The 17,363-nt window shown below is 32.7% G+C and carries 12 protein-coding genes; 7 read left to right on the forward strand and 5 right to left on the reverse strand.

Going from position 1 to position 17,363, the window contains the following annotated elements:
* Window positions 1-46: 46 nt before the first annotated feature.
* Together CLU82_RS01110 and CLU82_RS01115 are read right to left on the reverse strand one after the other, a co-directional pair.
* Complete coding sequence (locus CLU82_RS01110; RefSeq protein WP_100841349.1) at window positions 47-937, reverse strand: type IX secretion system membrane protein PorP/SprF; 891 nt, start codon at window positions 935-937, stop codon at window positions 47-49.
* 19 nt (window positions 938-956) lie between these two features.
* Window positions 957-6,107: a putative Ig domain-containing protein gene (locus CLU82_RS01115; RefSeq protein WP_100841350.1), complete on the reverse strand. Its 5,151-nt coding sequence runs from the start codon at window positions 6,105-6,107 to the stop codon at window positions 957-959.
* Between the two features lie 1,189 nt (window positions 6,108-7,296).
* Between CLU82_RS01115 and CLU82_RS01120 the strand changes: the two genes are divergently transcribed.
* The gene (locus CLU82_RS01120; RefSeq protein ID WP_100841351.1) at window positions 7,297-8,832 is read left to right on the forward strand and encodes a S10 family peptidase; all 1,536 of its coding nucleotides are present in this window, start codon (window positions 7,297-7,299) and stop codon (window positions 8,830-8,832) included.
* Between the two features lie 170 nt (window positions 8,833-9,002).
* On the opposite strand, the gene CLU82_RS01125 is transcribed toward CLU82_RS01120, so the two are convergent.
* Entirely contained in the window at window positions 9,003-11,093 is a 2,091-nt protein-coding gene (locus CLU82_RS01125; RefSeq protein WP_100841352.1) for a M56 family metallopeptidase, read from the reverse strand.
* Complete coding sequence (locus CLU82_RS01130; RefSeq protein ID WP_100841353.1) at window positions 11,090-11,452, reverse strand: BlaI/MecI/CopY family transcriptional regulator; 363 nt, start codon at window positions 11,450-11,452, stop codon at window positions 11,090-11,092. The genes CLU82_RS01125 and CLU82_RS01130 overlap by 4 nt, the downstream gene beginning before the upstream one ends.
* 403 nt (window positions 11,453-11,855) lie before the next feature.
* Here CLU82_RS01130 and CLU82_RS20655 point away from each other — a divergent pair, with 403 nt between their 5' ends.
* The 5 genes from CLU82_RS20655 (at window position 11,856) to CLU82_RS01150 (ending at window position 15,352) form a co-directional block, all read left to right on the forward strand.
* Entirely contained in the window at window positions 11,856-12,032 is a 177-nt protein-coding gene (locus tag CLU82_RS20655; RefSeq protein ID WP_157813292.1) for a hypothetical protein, read from the forward strand.
* Between the two features lie 310 nt (window positions 12,033-12,342).
* Window positions 12,343-13,182 carry an AraC family transcriptional regulator gene (locus CLU82_RS01135; protein WP_100841354.1) on the forward strand — a complete coding sequence of 280 codons (840 nt, stop codon included), beginning with the start codon at window positions 12,343-12,345 and terminating at the stop codon, window positions 13,180-13,182.
* A 101-nt stretch (window positions 13,183-13,283) separates the two neighbouring features.
* Window positions 13,284-13,829 (forward strand): YbhB/YbcL family Raf kinase inhibitor-like protein, encoded by a 546-nt coding sequence (locus CLU82_RS01140; RefSeq protein ID WP_100841355.1) that lies wholly within the window; start codon window positions 13,284-13,286, stop codon window positions 13,827-13,829.
* Window positions 13,830-14,110: 281 nt separating this feature from the next.
* The gene (locus CLU82_RS01145; protein WP_100841356.1) at window positions 14,111-14,569 is read left to right on the forward strand and encodes a protease complex subunit PrcB family protein; all 459 of its coding nucleotides are present in this window, start codon (window positions 14,111-14,113) and stop codon (window positions 14,567-14,569) included.
* 192 nt (window positions 14,570-14,761) lie between these two features.
* Window positions 14,762-15,352 carry an HD family hydrolase gene (locus tag CLU82_RS01150; RefSeq protein ID WP_100841357.1) on the forward strand — a complete coding sequence of 197 codons (591 nt, stop codon included), beginning with the start codon at window positions 14,762-14,764 and terminating at the stop codon, window positions 15,350-15,352.
* A 203-nt stretch (window positions 15,353-15,555) separates the two neighbouring features.
* On the opposite strand, the gene CLU82_RS01155 is transcribed toward CLU82_RS01150, so the two are convergent.
* The gene (locus CLU82_RS01155) at window positions 15,556-16,332 is read right to left on the reverse strand and encodes a hypothetical protein (protein ID WP_100841358.1); all 777 of its coding nucleotides are present in this window, start codon (window positions 16,330-16,332) and stop codon (window positions 15,556-15,558) included.
* Window positions 16,333-16,786: 454 nt separating this feature from the next.
* Here CLU82_RS01155 and CLU82_RS01160 point away from each other — a divergent pair, with 454 nt between their 5' ends.
* Window positions 16,787-17,350: a Crp/Fnr family transcriptional regulator gene (locus CLU82_RS01160; RefSeq protein WP_100841359.1), complete on the forward strand. Its 564-nt coding sequence runs from the start codon at window positions 16,787-16,789 to the stop codon at window positions 17,348-17,350.
* The last annotated feature ends 13 nt before the right edge of the window (window positions 17,351-17,363 follow it).

Here is a 17,363-nt window from a genome sequence, read left to right on the forward strand (position 1 = left end):
CTCAAAATATGAGCGTCTTTTTAAAATACAAGGATTATAAAAAAAATTAAAATTTATATTGTAATAAAAACTCATTTGTGTTCTTAGCACTTGCCAATTCTGCTTTTGTAGTAATTTCATAAGCAAAACCAATACAAAGCTTTTTACTAACAGTAACACTTGCCATTGCTGCAACTGCTCCAGTAGTTCTATACAATCCACCAACTTCGAAAATATCATTTATTGACAGCATAGTATTTATATCAACTGAAACTGGTGCAGCAGTTATAAATCTAGCCATAAAAGAAGGTTTTAAAATTAAGGTTCCAGAAGGATTTAAGTTAAAATCATAACCCGCACTAGCATATAACTGAGGTCTATTGGTACTAACCAATGCATATCCATCCACATTTTTAACATCTTTGAATGAGATAAGTTTTGGCGCAGAAATTGACAAAAAGTATTTTTCATTCTTTAGTAAAGCACCAACTCCAACATTTGGTGTAAAAGAACTTTTTACAGAACCAAAGGCAGGATCTACTCCAACCGAATAAAGTTCTAAACCTGAAGTATTTACTACAAAAGAATTACCACCTGCTTTAATACCAAAATACAAATTGGTTTCTTCATTTAATTTTACCAAATACGATAAATCGATTGCAATTGAAGTTTGTTTTTCAACGAATGTTTTTTCATTAAATACAGAAACTCCAAAACCTAAATTTTTAGCAATAGGAGTCGCAAGAAAACCAGCTTGCGATCGTGGAGAATCCTCAATACCAGTCCACTGCGTCCTAAAAGATAAAGCAGCAACCGTTTGATTATCAACCCCTGCATAAGCGGGATTGATAATAGTCATTTGATTTCTATAAAATGCAAAATTATTTGCATTTTGGGCCATTATAGAACTACTCAACAATAATATTCCAATTGTTAGTAGATAGTATATATTTTTCATGATTTTATGTATTTAAAAATTAATTGGCGATATAAATCCACCCTTGATTATCAATTGAACCATCACCATTTAAATCAATTTGATAAAAATAAGATCCTGCCGCAACAATTTTTCCAGTGTTTTTGTATTCTCCATTCCAATCATTTTGATAATTAGATGAATTATAAACTTCTCCTCCATTTTTGTTGTAAACACTAACTTTAGTAAAAGGATGGCTTTCAATATTTCCAATAATCCAAAAATCGTTTATAGAATCTCCGTTTGGAGAAAATCCTTGTGCAATTTTAAGTACTCCCGAATCATGACCATCATTGCTAACTTGAATAGAAACTATTGCTGTTGTAGAACCAGCAGAATTTGTAGCAGTAACAGTATAATCTGTAGCTGAACTCAATGCTGTTGGTGTTCCCGTAATTACACCTGTTGTTGTATTAAAACTTAATCCCTCTGGCAAAGTTGGATTTATTTCAAAAGTTGGTACAGGGTTTCCAGAAACAGTAGGTGTCACTGTGCTTATAGCTTGATTGATTATAAAAGTTTTAGAACTTCCATAACTCAAATTGGATGGTGCTTCAGTCGTTACTGCTGCATTTACTGAAAAAGTAGCAGTTGTACTACCGGCAGTATAATTAGCATCTGCTGCTTGATTAGCAGTAATAATTGAATCCCCAGCACCTACAATAGTAATCATATTGCCACTCACCGTTGCAACAGCTACATTAGAACTACTATACGTAAAAGCTCCTGTGCTATTACTTATTGGAGAAACAATTTGAAAAGAAGCATCGCCTACTATTTTTTGAGGAATAGTGAATGCGCCAAAAGTAGGAGCAACAGTTGAAGTTGCAGATCTATAGAAGTAGAAATTATCTATATCGATTGTACCTCCAACAGTAGCTGGCTGATCTATCTTAAATTGGTATATATCCGCTATTCCTAAACCAGCAAAAGTGGCCGAAGTCAAATCAATATCAAAACTATTCCATTGGTTAGGAACTAATGTTAAAGTGATTCCTTTATTATCATCAAACGGAGTGTTAGAAATTGGAACAAATCGTATTGAGGCAACATCTGCTGACCAAATATCAAGGTGAATTTTATTAAAATTAGAACCATTAATGTGAGCAGAAGGCACGATTCCTTCGTAATTCAAATTAGAATACTCTAATACCTCATCTCCTCCAAATAATGGTCTTGTCAATACTGTAGTTTGACCCCATCCTGGTCGGAAGTCAGTTCCTGAAACATCAGCATAAGCACCCGAAAATAATGAAATTACATCTCCTGAATTTCTAGCCGGAGGTGTCGGAGCGGCTGGATGAACCGGAGCTGCAACAACTACAATGTTAACTGTCGCTGTTGTTGAACCTGCAGAATTTGTTGCAGTAACTGTATAATCTGTAGTTGCGCTCAATGCTGTTGGTGTTCCTGAGATTGTACCAGTTGTTATGTCTAAATTTAATCCTGCTGGTAAAGTTGGATTTACAGTAAAAGTTGGCGCAGGGTTTCCTGTAACTGTAGGAGTTACTACAGTAATAGCTTCATTAACTATATAAGATTTAGCACCTCCATAAGTCAAATCAGATGGTGAAATAGGTGTTACCAAAGCATCTCTATAAAAATAAAAATTGTCTATATCGATTGTACCTCCAACAATAGCTGGCTGATCTATCTTAAATTGATATATATCCACTATTCCTAAACCAGCAAAAGTGGCCGAAGTCAAATCAATATCAAAACTATTCCATTGGTTAGGAACTAATGTTAAAGTGATTCCTTTATTATCATCAAACGGAGTGTTAGAAATTGGAACAAATCGTATTGAGGCAACATCTGCTGACCAAATATCAAGGTGAATTTTATTAAAATTAGAACCATTAATGTGAGCAGAAGGCACGATTCCTTCGTAATTCAAATTAGAATACTCTAATACCTCATCTCCTCCAAATAATGGTCTTGTCAATACTGTAGTTTGACCCCATCCTGGTCGGAAGTCAGTTCCTGAAACATCAGCATAAGCACCCGAAAATAATGAAATTACATCTCCTGAATTTCTAGCCGGAGGTGTCGGAGCGGCTGGATGAACCGGAGCTGCAACAACTACAATGTTAACTGTCGCTGTTGTTGAACCTGCAGAATTTGTTACAGTAACTGTATAATCTGTAGCTGCGCTCAATGCTGTTGGTGTTCCTGAGATTGTACCAGTTGTTATGTCTAAATTTAATCCTGCTGGTAAAGTTGGATTTACAGTAAAAGTTGGCGCAGGGTTTCCTGTAACTGTAGGAGTTACTACAGTAATAGCTTCATTAATTAAAAAAGATTTAGCACTTCCATAAGTCAAATCAGATGGTGAAATAGGTGTTACTGAAGCATCTCTATAAAAATAAAAATTGTCTATATCGATTGTACCTCCAACTGTAGCTGGTTGATCTATCTTAAATTGGTATATATCCGCTATTCCTAAACCAGCAAAAGTAGCCGAAGTTAAATCAATATCGAAACTATTCCATTGGTTAGGAACTAAGGTTAAAGTGATTCCTTTATTATCATCAAACGGAGTGTTAGAAATTGGAACAAATCGTATTGAGGCAACATCTGCTGACCAAATATCAAGGTGAATTTTATTAAAATTTGAACCATTAATGTGAGCAGAAGGCACGATTCCTTCGTAATTTAAATTAGAATATTCTAATACCTCATCTCCTCCAAATAATGGTCTTGTTAATGCTGTAGATTGACCCCATTCTGGTCGGAAGTCAGTTCCTGAAACATCAGCATAGGCACCAGAAAATAATGAAACCACATCTCCTGAATTTCTAGCTGGAGGTGTTGGAGCGGCTGGGTTAACAGAAGCTGCAACAACAGCAATATTAAGTGTTGCAGTTGTAGAACCAGCAGAATTTGTTGCAGTAACTGTATAATCTGTAGCTGCACTCAATGCTGTTGGAGTTCCTGAGATTGTACCAGTTGTCATATCTAAATTTAATCCTACTGGTAAAGTTGGATTTACAGTAAAAGTTGGCGCAGGATTTCCTGTAACTGTAGGAGTTACCGCAGTAATAGCTTGGTTAATTGTAAAGTTTTGAGCACCTCCATAAGTCAAATCAGATGGTGCGCTTGAAACTGATTCTTTATAGAAATAAACATTGTCAAAATACAAAGAAGCATTATCACTATAAAGAACAACCCATCTTAAATGTGTTAAATCAACACCAGAATAGGTACTTAAATCTAAATCATAAGAATTCCATGCACCTTGCGCTTTTGCAGCTGGAACCTCTAAATCAACAGCGGTCCCGCTAACCTCTTCCAGTTTAACTCTAAATGATGTAAAATCTGGTGAATAGACATCAATATGCATTTTTGTCATTGCAGAAACATCAAGATCTCCTGTACCTGCCTGAATACCTGACAAATTGTGATTTGCATATTTTTTCACAACATTTCCATCATCAAAAGTGACATCAGCTTCTGTAGTTGCTCCCCAACCTGGAAAAAACACTCCTGGTTCATTAGCATAACTATCACTATATAGTGATTTCACATCTGATGAATTTCTAACCAGAGGTGTTGGAACTACTGGAAGTGCAGGAGTCACAACAACTGCTATATTAACATTAACGGCTATAGAACCCACAGAATTTGTTGCAGTAACCACATAATCTGTAGCAACGCTCAATGCTGTTGGTGTTCCCGTAATTTCACCTGTCGCCGAGTTAAAATTTAATCCTGCTGGTAAAGCTGGATTTATGCCAAATGTTGGCACAGGACTTCCTGAAACCGTAGGAGTTACCCCAGTGATAGCTTGATTAATTATAAAAGTTTTTGTTCCTCCATAACTCAAGTTGCTAGGTGCTGTATCTGAAGATGCTTCTCTATAGAAATAGAAATTATCTATATCAATTGTACCTCCAACAGTAGCTGGCTGATCTATCTTAAATTGGAATATATCCGCTATTCCTAAACCGGCAAAAGTAGCCGAAGTCAAATCAATATCAAAACTATTCCATTGATTAGGAACTAATGTTAAAATGATTCCTTTGTTATCATCAAAAGGAGTGTTAGAAATTGGAACAAATCGTAATGAAGCAACATTTGTTGACCAAATATCAATATGAATTTTATTAAAAGTAGAACCGTTAATAGAAGTTGCTGGAGCGATTCCTTCATAATTTAGATTAGAATACTCTAATACTTCATCTCCACTAAATAATGGTTTAGCCAATCCCGTAGATTGTCCCCAGTCTGGTCTAAAGTCAGTTCCTGGAATATCTGTATAAGCACTACTAAACAATGAAACCACATCCCCAGAATTTCTAGCTGTAGGTGTTGGAGCAGCCGGAAGTATTGGAGCCACAACAACAGTAATATTAACTGTTGCAGTTGTAGAGCCTTCAGTATTTGTTGCAGTTACTGTATAATCTGTAGATGTACTCAATGCAGATGGAGTTCCTGAAATCACACCAGTTGTAGAATTAAGGCTCAATCCTGCTGGTAGAGCCGGATTTATTGTAAAAGTTGGTGCAGGATTTCCAGAAACCGTAGGCATTACCGCAGTAATAGCTTGATTTATTATAAAACTTTGAGTACCTCCATAACTTAAATTAGATGGTGCCGTAGGTGTAGATGAAGTAGCTGGTCTGAAGAAATATACATTATCAATATAAACAGTTTCCCCAGGAGGTGTCCAAGTAACAGGGACAATCCATCTTAAATGCGCTAAATCAACAACAGAGGCATAGGTGCTTAAATCTATATCATAAGAATTCCAACCACTTTGTATTCTTGTACCTGGAACATCAAGCTCACGAGCATGGCCACTAGTATCCTCTAATTTAAGCGAAAATGCTGTAAAACCTGGCGAATAAAGGTCAATATGCAATGTTGGCATTGCTGAGACATCAAGATCTCCAGTACCTTCTTGGATACCTGAATAAAGATAACTTGTAAATTTCTTTACAACATTTCCATCATCTAAAGTGATATCGCCAACCATATTTGCTGCCCAGGTTGCGAAAGCTACGCCAGACTCATTGGTATACATATCACCATATAGTGATTTTACATCCCATGCATTTCTTGCTACGGGATTTGCAGGCCCTACAGAAGGGTCTTGCGAATATCCAAATGAAAAAATCAAAAGGAAAATGATTAATGTAATTTTTTTCATAATTAATAAATTATAATGATTGTTATCAAATTAAAGTCAGAGCAATTGCTTGCAAAAAATCTGACCAAACTAAAACCATAAACCCAATATGTACAATTACTTAATACCTATTGTATTAAAAGACTTTAGACATTTATAAAAACAATTTAACATACTGATATACCATTCAATAATCTACCGACATTGTTTTGGGAAACAAAATTTCAATATTTTAGGACTAGCCAAAAAAATCTCCGCCTAGAGTGGAATTAAGAATTATTATTGAATGAACGATCAAAACCATTCAACAGTAACTTTATCAGATGTAATTAGATTTTATAATACGATGTCAACATAGAAATTATCTGATTTTCATCTCATTCGATTCTAAAAACATAGAAGTAATATCAAAAGATCATTCAGTAAATTATAATTTTGGCTATGGAGATACCACCAGAATAATTAGAATTATTGTACTCATAGTAACTAATTCCATTTTTATAATTTGATCCTTGAGTAGATCCATGATTTTATAATTAGCAATTACCAACTGCATAATTAAATTTTAGGAATCATTAGATTATCATAAATTTGAATAGGTATGTAGAAAAAAAACAATGAGGATAGTTACAAAAGATAATAGGTAATTTTAGTTTCATAATTTTTACTATTTGGTTTGATAATTAAATTATTAGGTTAATCCAAAAATACAATGGACTATCAACTAAAAAATAAAACAACGATGTAAAAAACCTCAACACAATAACAATAACATAAAAAAAACACGTTATAATTACACAAAAACCAATTATAACCTTAATTTTTTAAACAAAACATAGTAATATTTCTTAAAATAAAATTCTAAAATCATATTGATGTTGTGGTAATGTATAGTTTTTTTATTCACCCAACTGATTAGTTCTTTAAAAATGCATTTAAAAACTCCTCATCATATGATAAAAAAAGATACATTATGATTTAAAATAATACATTTCTTAACCCATTCAAACTCATTGAATGCTTCTATATTATTTTAATTGTAAAAATCAAAGCTAAAATGGAAACAAAAAACGTCAAAATCTCTTGTGAAAACGATGCAAAAGCAATTGAGATTTTTCATTAATGCTATTGAGTATTTTTGATATTAATTTAAAAAATAATACTTTAGTAGCTATATAATTGCTAAATACTAAACCAGATAAATCATACTATGAAAAAAACATTATTTTTATTACTCTTAGCTGGGCTTATTAATATCTCTTATGCTCAGGAATCAGACTCTAAGCCTAAACAAACAAAAGCTGATGCAAAAGAAGAACATTCAGCTGCTAATCTTGTTTTTAATCCTGATCAAAATATTATTACAGAACATACTACCACTATAAAAGGCCAAAAAGTTTCCTATAAAGCGACGACAGGTACAATGCCTGTATGGGACGAAGACGGAAAAGCAATTGCAGGATTATTTTATACCTATTATGAACGTTCTGATGTTAAAGACCGTGCTTCACGTCCACTGGTAATTTCTTTCAATGGCGGTCCAGGTTCTGCTTCAGTTTGGATGCAAATTGCTTACACAGGTCCTAGCCTATTGAATATAGATGAAGAAGGATATCCTTTACAGCCATACGGAATCAAGGAAAACCCTTATTCTATATTGGATGTTGCCGATATTGTTTTTGTAAATCCAGTTAACACCGCCTACTCCAGAGCAACCAGTAAAGAAATACCAACAGCTAAGTTTTTTGGTATAAATGCTGACATTAAATACTTAGCCGATTGGATTGGGGGATTTGTAACCCGCACGAATCGCTGGGCTTCGCCTAAATATCTTATTGGCGAAAGTTATGGTACAACCCGTGTTTCTGGACTGGCGCTACAATTACAAAATAATCAATGGATGTATCTGAATGGAGTTATATTAGTTTCTCCTACAACATTGGGAATAACGCGCGGAGTAGCTGCTGATGGAGCTCTTAAACTACCTTATTTTGCAGCTACAGCGTGGTATCATAAAATGCTAAGCCCAGACTTACAGAATAAAGATTTAACGGAAATGCTTCCAGAAGTAGAAGATTTTACAATCAATGAACTCCTTCCATCATTAAGTAAAGGTGGCTCACTTGACGAGCAGAAAAGAAAAGAAATAGCCATTAAGATAGCCCGTTATTCTGGTATCTCCGAAAAAGTAGTTATGCAAAATAATCTGGATGTGCCTTATAATTATTTCTGGAAAGAATTGTTGCGTGATAAAGGGTTTACCGTAGGAAGACTCGATTCTCGTTATAAAGGAATTGATCGCAAAGATGCTGGTGGAGAACCTGATTTTAATGCCGAATTAACTTCATGGCTGCATTCTTTCACTCCCGCAATCAATATGTATATTCGTAATGATTTGAATTATAAAACTGACTTCAAATACAATATGTTTGGTTCTGTTTACCCATGGGATAATTCAGGGGATGCAACTGGTGAGAATCTGCGTCAGGCTATGGCACAAAATCCTTATTTAAATGTTATGGTACAATCTGGATATTATGATGGTGCTTGCGACTATTTCAATTCAAAATACAATTTATGGCAAATGGATCCTAGCGGAAAACTAAAAGACAGGATGAGTTGGAAAGGATATCGCAGTGGACACATGATGTATTTAAGAAAAAAAGATTTAGAAACTGCAAATGAAGACATTAGAGAATTCATAAAACATTCAATGCCTAAAGCAGGAGAACCAGCAAAATATTAAGATACTATTTTAAAAAAAACAGAGAAGGATCTGTATCATTCTCATTAAATACAAAACAAAGCCCAAACCGAAAGGAATGGGCTTTATTTTATTTAAATTTTAGTCTTACAACCCGAAATTTATATTAAGATTTAATAATCCTTCTTGATAAAGAAATTATTGTTCCGTTTTTAATTAGCTCCAACAACAGCTTTAAATTCTATATACTTTTCAAGCGTTTTATAATTATGCCCCTTTTCTTTCATCACTTTAATAAAAGAAGGTGTAACTCCCAATGATTTTGCACCAATAATGTCATCTATACTCAAGTCATCAAACCCAAGATCTTTGTATTGCTCTATTAAATCTGGTGTTATATTCTGTGATTTCAAAGCGAACAAATCGTCAAAATTGATATTTTTATACCCTACCTTTCCAAATTCATCGATATATTTTGGAGTAATATTTAGTGATTTCAAAGCAAACAAATCGTCTGGCTTAATGTTTGTATAACCAACCTTTTCAAACTCATCTATATACGCTGGAGTAATATTTAAGGATTTCATAGCCATAAGATCATCGTTCGAAAGATTAGTATACCCCAATTTTCTAAAAGAATCAATAAATGCCTTATCAATATTCATCGATTTAAATCCAATAATATCATCAGCTGATTCATTACTATTTCCTTTCATAGCATCATGATAATCAGCAATATATTTTGCATCAATTCCTTGAGATTTTAATGCAATAATATTATCTGCAGTAATATCTTTGTAGCCAGCCTTGCGTATCTCGTCGATAAAATCTTTGTCGATACCCATTGATTTGAAAGGAATCAAGTCCTCCAATTCAAAATCAGGAATCCCAGCTTGCTTAATAGAAGTAACATAAGCCTCATTAGCATCCAAGGCTGCCAACGGAATCAATTGATCTTTGTCAATATTCTTGTAGCCGTTTTTCTTTAGCATTATTACATACGAAGTTTTCACATTTACCATAAAGAAAACCATAAGATCACTTTCGTCAGAAACTGTAACCCCTTCTTTAGCCATTGCCGTACTGAAATCTTTACTAGCTGTAAACTTATAAGTTCCCATTCCTTTATTGCCTTCAAATTTTCCAACAAAATTCATGGTTCCTGCTTCGCGAGTCAACGTAAATTCACCTTGCTTATCCTTTGGCAGATTATTAAACTCACTCAACTGAAAAGTAGTTGATGAATTATTATCCTCATCGTCGTTTCTAAATTGAACATTAACTGTATTCCCTTTGATAGTAGCAAACCAGCTACCTTCTGTATCCATTCCGTCGTGAATATTCGATTGTTCCTTAGACTCTTTTGATTCATTTGCTCCTAAAGTTTGTCCTTGCGCTACCGGTTGATTAAAAAGGCAGGCAAATAACACCAATAAAGGCAACAGGAAAAAATATTTCCATGTAGTGTGCACACTTGATTTTTTTGAATTCATCATGATGATTCGTTTTTTGATTAATGATTGATTATAATTAGTTGTAAGACTCAATGGAAAATGGGGCGCTGCCACTTTGAGCAGACTAAACTGATAATTCTCTTTTTCTACAGTGTCCTGCTGTAGCATTTTATCATCAGTCAAAAATTCAAGATTACTCTCCAATGCTTTTCGCCATTGCCAGGCAAAAGGATTAAACCATTGAAAAACGAGAACCACCTCGGCAAGCAAGAGATCGATAGTATGCTTTTGCTCAATATGAATTTTTTCATGCTGCAAAATCTGACTATACGTTTCCCACTCATATTTTTCGGGATTGATAAAAATATTATTAGCAAATGAACACGGAGCCTTATCCCCTGTTATTTCGACAATTCGGAACTTCCCATCCTGAATTGCCGATATCGAATACGCTCTATATAATAGTACAACAGCCTGCATCAAAAAGTTAAGTGCAAAGATTACAACACCAAACCAATATAAATACACCAGCCATTGCAGCAACATATCAATATCAAAAGTCTGTTTTGTTTGTTCAACAAAAACTTCCTGAATGGGTGGTGATTGTAACTGTGTGGTTTTAATTTTGTCAACAGTCGCTTTTGCCAAAGGAATATGCTCTACTATGGCATCTTTCCTTAATGATAATTGTTGAGGAACTGGAAGCAAAGGCAAAATAAAAGCCAAAATCATGCAACCAAGCAAAACAAACCTATTCAGGTGAAAGAAAGTTTCCTTCTGCAAAAGCAACTTATAAAATAAAAGGCAAGCAGAAAGCACAAGGGCTGTGTACAAAATATAAGGTATCATACTTTATCTTTTTTAATGATGTTTACAATCTCGTCCAAATCCTTTTCTGTAAGCTTTTGCTCTTTTGCAAAAAAAGCTAGCATTCTAGGATACGAGTTATCAAAATACTGACTAACGATATCCTTTAGTGCAAACTGCTGATACTCTTCCCTGCTGATTAAAGGAAAAAAACAATGCATATTCCCAGTCGTTTCATAATTCAGAAATCCTTTTTCTGCAAGAATTTTTACAATTGTCGCCACACTATTATAATGCGGTTTCGGATCTGGCAACAATGGAATTACATCCCTAATAAAGGCTTTATTCAAATCCCAAAAGACTTGCATAATCTGTTCTTCTCGTTTGGCTAATTTTATCATAGTATAAAAATCTTTCAACAAATATAACTACTAATTAATTAGTAGCAAAACTAATTGATTAATATTTTAACTAATTTTTTAGTACAACTACTAATTCCTTAATAATAAAAGATGAAAAACGCCATTTAGATTAGGCTGCCCCAACAGGCTATCCACTACAAGTCCGCAGCCATCACCCAAAAAAACATAAACCCAAAACGAGCTTCCGTTGGTCGCTGTTTTGGGTTTTGTTTTTTAAGGGTGCTGTCTTTGCGGGCTTTTCGTTACTATCCTTGGCAGAAAACAGAAACAATAGAACCTCATCTTAAATAATTCATCCTTATCATCCTGTTTTTTTTACTTCTATGCCATACCCTCCCTCATTATAACTAAAGTAGCCACATTATAGTAAAAGTAAGAAGCCATGAATGATGTTACTTTCTATTATCTTTCAAAAGAGCTAATTTCATTACATCACAATACAATTATTAAACTTGAAACTTTCCGAAGACCACAATTAGGAGCCAGAAGCTCGTTTGTTGCAGTTAGAAGATCATCGAACGAACTCCGAAGCTTGTGGGAGGCTGTCCGAAGTATGTAATAGACTATCCGAAGCTCGTATTAGGCTGTCCGAAGCATGCAACAGGCTGTCCGAAGCTCGTATCAGGGCATTATTTCTTCAACTAATCCCCTATTTTACTGGGCGGAGTACAAAAACAACCGAAATAAACTAAAAATACAGGTAGTGGTTTGCAATTTTAAATCTCTATATTTGAAATTTAAGAATAATACAGAATAAACCTTGACTCACCTAACCCTTTTAGAACTATACAACAACAAATTATTATAATATAAACGAGTTGCTAGCAATCCAAAAATATCGAAACCTACTTTAATGTAAAATACATAAAATGAAACAATATTTGCTTCCAAAAGACATTGTTGGAAATGAGCAACCCGACAACAAAATTTGCACATTTGACTATTCTACAAATACTCAGAACCTAAAAAATCAAATTACATTGACACAAAATGTGTTTAGTTTTTTGATGGAAGGAAGCAAGGAATTAGTGCATTATGAAAAACAGAATAAAATAGATAACAGTCAATTTTTGTTGATAAAATCAGGAAAGTGCCTGATGACAGAAACTTTATCATTAAACAATCACTATCGAAGTTTCTTGATGTTTTTTGATGATGAAATGTTATATCAATTTATTAAAAAAAATAACATTAAACTAAATCCAAATTCGGCAACACAATCTTTTCTTGTATTCGACTACGATGAATATATCCACCTTTATGTGAACAGTTTAATACAGTTAGACATCCAAAACACCTCATTTAATAAACAGATTTTGTCTACAAAATTTGATGAACTTTTTTTATACCTCATCCATAAAAATGGGACCGATTTTATTTCCAATTTCTTAACTGCTTATAGTACTCACGAAAATCATTTTACAAATATCGTCGAGAATAACAGACTTACAAATCTAAGCATCGAAGAACTGGCGTTTCTTTGCAATACAAGTATTTCTACTTTCAAAAGAGAGTTCAAAAAAATTTATAATGAAACCCCAATAAAATGGTTTCAAGAGAAAAGATTAGAACATGCTGCCTTTTTATTAGAATACAAAAAAATTCGCCCGAGCGATGTCTACGAAGAGATTGGTTACGAAAACCTTTCCTCTTTTATTCAAGCATATAAAAAGAAATTTGGAAAAACACCAAAACAACATTTTGTTTAATTTGAACTTTTAGCAACACTTTTAGAACTTCTACAACAGAAATAAACGCTACAGCCAAATTACTTTTACATTATAATTATTTAATCATAAATCAAATTATAATGAAAAAATTTAGTTTAGTTATCGGTTGCTTATTAATAGCAACAACAACATTTGCCCAAAAAACTTTTACACTTACAAGCAAGGACATTGGTGGTCAAGGTACCAAAAACCAAGAATTTAACGGATTTGGCTGTACTGGAAACAATCAATCGCCAGAACTTTCCTGGACAAATGCACCCGAAGGCACAAAAAGCTTTGCCATTACAGTATATGATCCAGATGCCCCAACAGGAAGTGGCTGGTGGCATTGGGTAGTTTTTGATATACCTGCCAATACAAACGAATTGGTAACAAATGCAGGGAATTTACCAGCGGGTCTTGCTCCAAAAAATGCCATTCAATCGGTTACAAATTATGGTGTTAGTGGTTATGGCGGACCTTGTCCTCCCGAAAAAAATGGTTTACACCAATACATCATTACAGTATATGCACTCAAAACCGAAAAATTAGGTTTAGATGCCAACACAAATCCTGCAATAGTTGGTTATAATTTATGGAACAATACGATTGCAAAAGCCAGTTTGGTATTTTATTATCAACGTTAAAACATATTATGGCACTTGAGTTAAAGGAAATAAATTTTCTCTCAGTCAAAATCCTTTAACTCCAACTGCTACAAAATCAGTTAAATTAATTTGTTGACACCTATTTACAATTCGTTCTGTCAAATTTTAATGAATTACTATTTTTAATTGTATTTTCGTTTATCTGAAAACATTAAGCTTCGAAATCCCTAAACTCTCCTAGTTTCAGAACGCTGGTAACAATTTTAGCGCAACCCTTTTGTATTTTGTTCATCTATAAGAGATAACCTAAAATATAAATTATGAAAGCCAAAATTTTTACTTTACTATTTATTTCAACTATTGCTCTTTTTATAAGTTGTAACAATGATGACAACTCCGATATTCAATCAACAGAAGTTAATTTTACAGAAATTGGAAAAGGAGCATTATTTGGAGATGGCCAGGAAGGAATTTCTCAATCTAATCTAACAATTACAAACACAAATGACTGGAAAAAACTAATTGCTAAAATGAACTCTGTAAACAATGTTAGTAATAATTTTACGGAAACTGAAATCAACTTTAATAAATTTACAATAATTGCTATTTTTCTTGAAATTAAAGGTGGTGGATGGGAAATCGTTACTGAAAATGTGAGTGAAAATCACAATACTATTTCTATATCAACTCTTGAAACTCCATTTTTTACTTCCGTAATAACTCAACCATTTAGCATTATAAAAATTCCAAAAACTAACAAAAAAATAATTGTAAAATAAAAACTATTGCCATTTGGCAAAATTACTTCGTCAGTTCCCTATCGCTTGTGCGGGTTTTAGTCTGAATTTAAAGATGTTTTTATACTTGGAAAATTTGTGTGTAATTAAAAAAACTCGCAACTTTAATCCCTAACTTTATCAAAAATTTAAAGTTGGCAGCAATACCAAGATAACACTTTTAATAAACAAAAAATGCAGACAGACAATTTACTACAGCAAATTAATTTTATCAAAGAAATAGACAAAGTCAAATATATTCAGCGCAAAACAAAACTATTTAATAGTGACAGAAACGAAAATGACGCTGAACATAGTTGGCATTTAGCAATGATGACAATTGTTTTAGCAGAACATTCTGATGTCCCAATTGACATTTTAAAAGTGATGAAAATGGTTTTGATACATGATATTGTTGAAATTGATGCTGGTGACACATTTATTTATGATACTGTAAAAAACCACTCTAATACAGACGAAGAAAGAATAGCTGCAAATCGAATTTTCGGAATGCTACCCAAAGAACAAGCCAATGAATTCATTTCAATTTGGGAAGAATTTGAAAGCGGAGAAACCAATGAAGCAAAATTTGCTAAAACAATGGACAGATTTGAGCCACTGCTTCAAAACGTTTCAAATAATGGAGGAACCTGGAAAGAATTTGATGTGCCTTACAATAAAGTTTACGAAAAAAAGAAAGCAATAAAAGATGGGTCAGGTTTAATCTGGAATTATGCAGAAAATCTAATAAACGAAAGCGTTGAAAAAGGTATTTTAAAAAAATAAAATCATAACAAAATTCATTAAACTACCAAGGAAACAAACTGATGAAGTAATCCACATCAGGAATCAAAATCTGCAATTACTATAAAGTGTACTAAATAATCTTTGGAACATAAATTGCAAATCAATTAAATCAAAAACAAAACAGGCTGTTCCAAAAGAAACAGCCTGTTTTATTTACCATAGTTACACTACCGTTTTACTTACTAATAAGTAAATTTTCTTGTACCCCATAAAACACCATCAACATCATACATTTTTGCTTCAGTTGGAAAACCATTGTCATTGTAAATATATGTAATCGTATAATCATCCGTAGGATATTCTGAAGATGTAAATTTAATTTCATTATTGGTAGAATATTCCCCTCCCTCACTTACATACAATTTATCCAAACCTAATATGTTCTTGAAAAAACTATTTTTATTATCATATTCATGAGTCTCTGATCTATCAATAGTTTCATCTTCATTCAAAGATTCACTTTTTAAAACATTTCCGTTGGAAACAGTTAATCGAGTTGTTCCTCCTTCAATTTCATTTCCATCAGTATCAAAATAATATCCTATTCTTAATATAGTACCATCGTTGTTGTAAGTATATTTATATTTATATTTATTAACGATTGAATTAGAAGTGGAAGATGATGTTGAAAACTCAGTTGCCAATTTATTATCTATATAAGTATATTCAATAATGTCAGTATACTTGCTATCACCATTATCATGTGTATCTATTGTTTTTGTAATTAAATCATCAGTGTACACATACTCTGTTTTACTGTCCCCATCAACAATTTGCACTATCTTATTTCCATTATAAGTAACTGTAGCGATACTATTATCTTCCGAATTATATGCATCAATATAACTAACAGTCTTAGGCAAAATTAATGAATCTGATGATTTGTCTTCATTATCATCACTGGTACAAGAAGTAAAAGCTAAAGTTGCGGCCGCAGCCAAAGTAAAAATTTTTTTCATTTTTAATTTTTTAATAATTAATAGATTTTTTTAAACAAAATATAATTTGTCTTTAATAAATAACAATGAATGCATACCTAAGACTAAAAATATTATGTAGAAAATTTCTCCAAAAATAGCAAACTAATAGTGTAAAAAACTTAAAAAAATTTAGAAAATAATTTATTAATTTTTCTTCTGTTAGTTTATTTATAAATAATAATTAAGTTTAATATCCTTGACAATATAGTTTTACAATCCTTAATTTACATTCAAAACTTACAACTATTACACAATCAACTAAATAATAATTTTATATACTCGTTAATCTATTTGTTCGGTTATAAATCCATGTTGTTAAAAAAACTGATCAAAATATTTTTTAATATTTTCAATAAATAAAAAATCTTATATTAGACTAAAAACTGTTGAATATATATACAGGCTACTTCCAACTTTAAAAGTTACCTTCCCAATGACAATCGACCAAATTCTTGATAACATATATATACTTCCAGAAAATTCAAAATTGGTAATCAAGGATTACATTACTGAAAAAAAACATCCAAAAGGTTATATTTTATTGAATACTAACAAAGTTGAAGACAGTATTTATTTTCTAAAAAAGGGAATTGTTCATGCCTATATTAATTCAATTAATCAAAAGATTACTTTTTGGTTTGGCAAAGAAGGAGACCCAGTTATATCCATGAGAAGTTATGTAGCCAATCAAAAAGGGTATGAAGAAATTGAACTTTTAGAAGACTGTGAACTTTATGAAATAAACACCCAAAACCTACAAGACCTTTACGAGAAAGACATTCACATTGCTAATTGGGGAAGAAAGTTTGCAGAAAAAGAACTTATAAAAACAGAAGAACGTTTAATTTCAAAACAATTCCGAACTGCAACAGAACGCTACAAAGAAATCATTAGAGACAATCCCGATTTACTTCAAAGAGTGCAACTAGGATATATTGCTTCTTATCTTGGCATAACGCAAGTTACTTTAAGTAGAATAAGAGCGGATATCAAATAAATTTCATTTTTTA

It is taken from the genome of Flavobacterium sp. 5 (assembly GCF_002813295.1).
In the GTDB taxonomy this organism is placed as follows: Bacteria; Bacteroidota; Bacteroidia; order Flavobacteriales; family Flavobacteriaceae; genus Flavobacterium.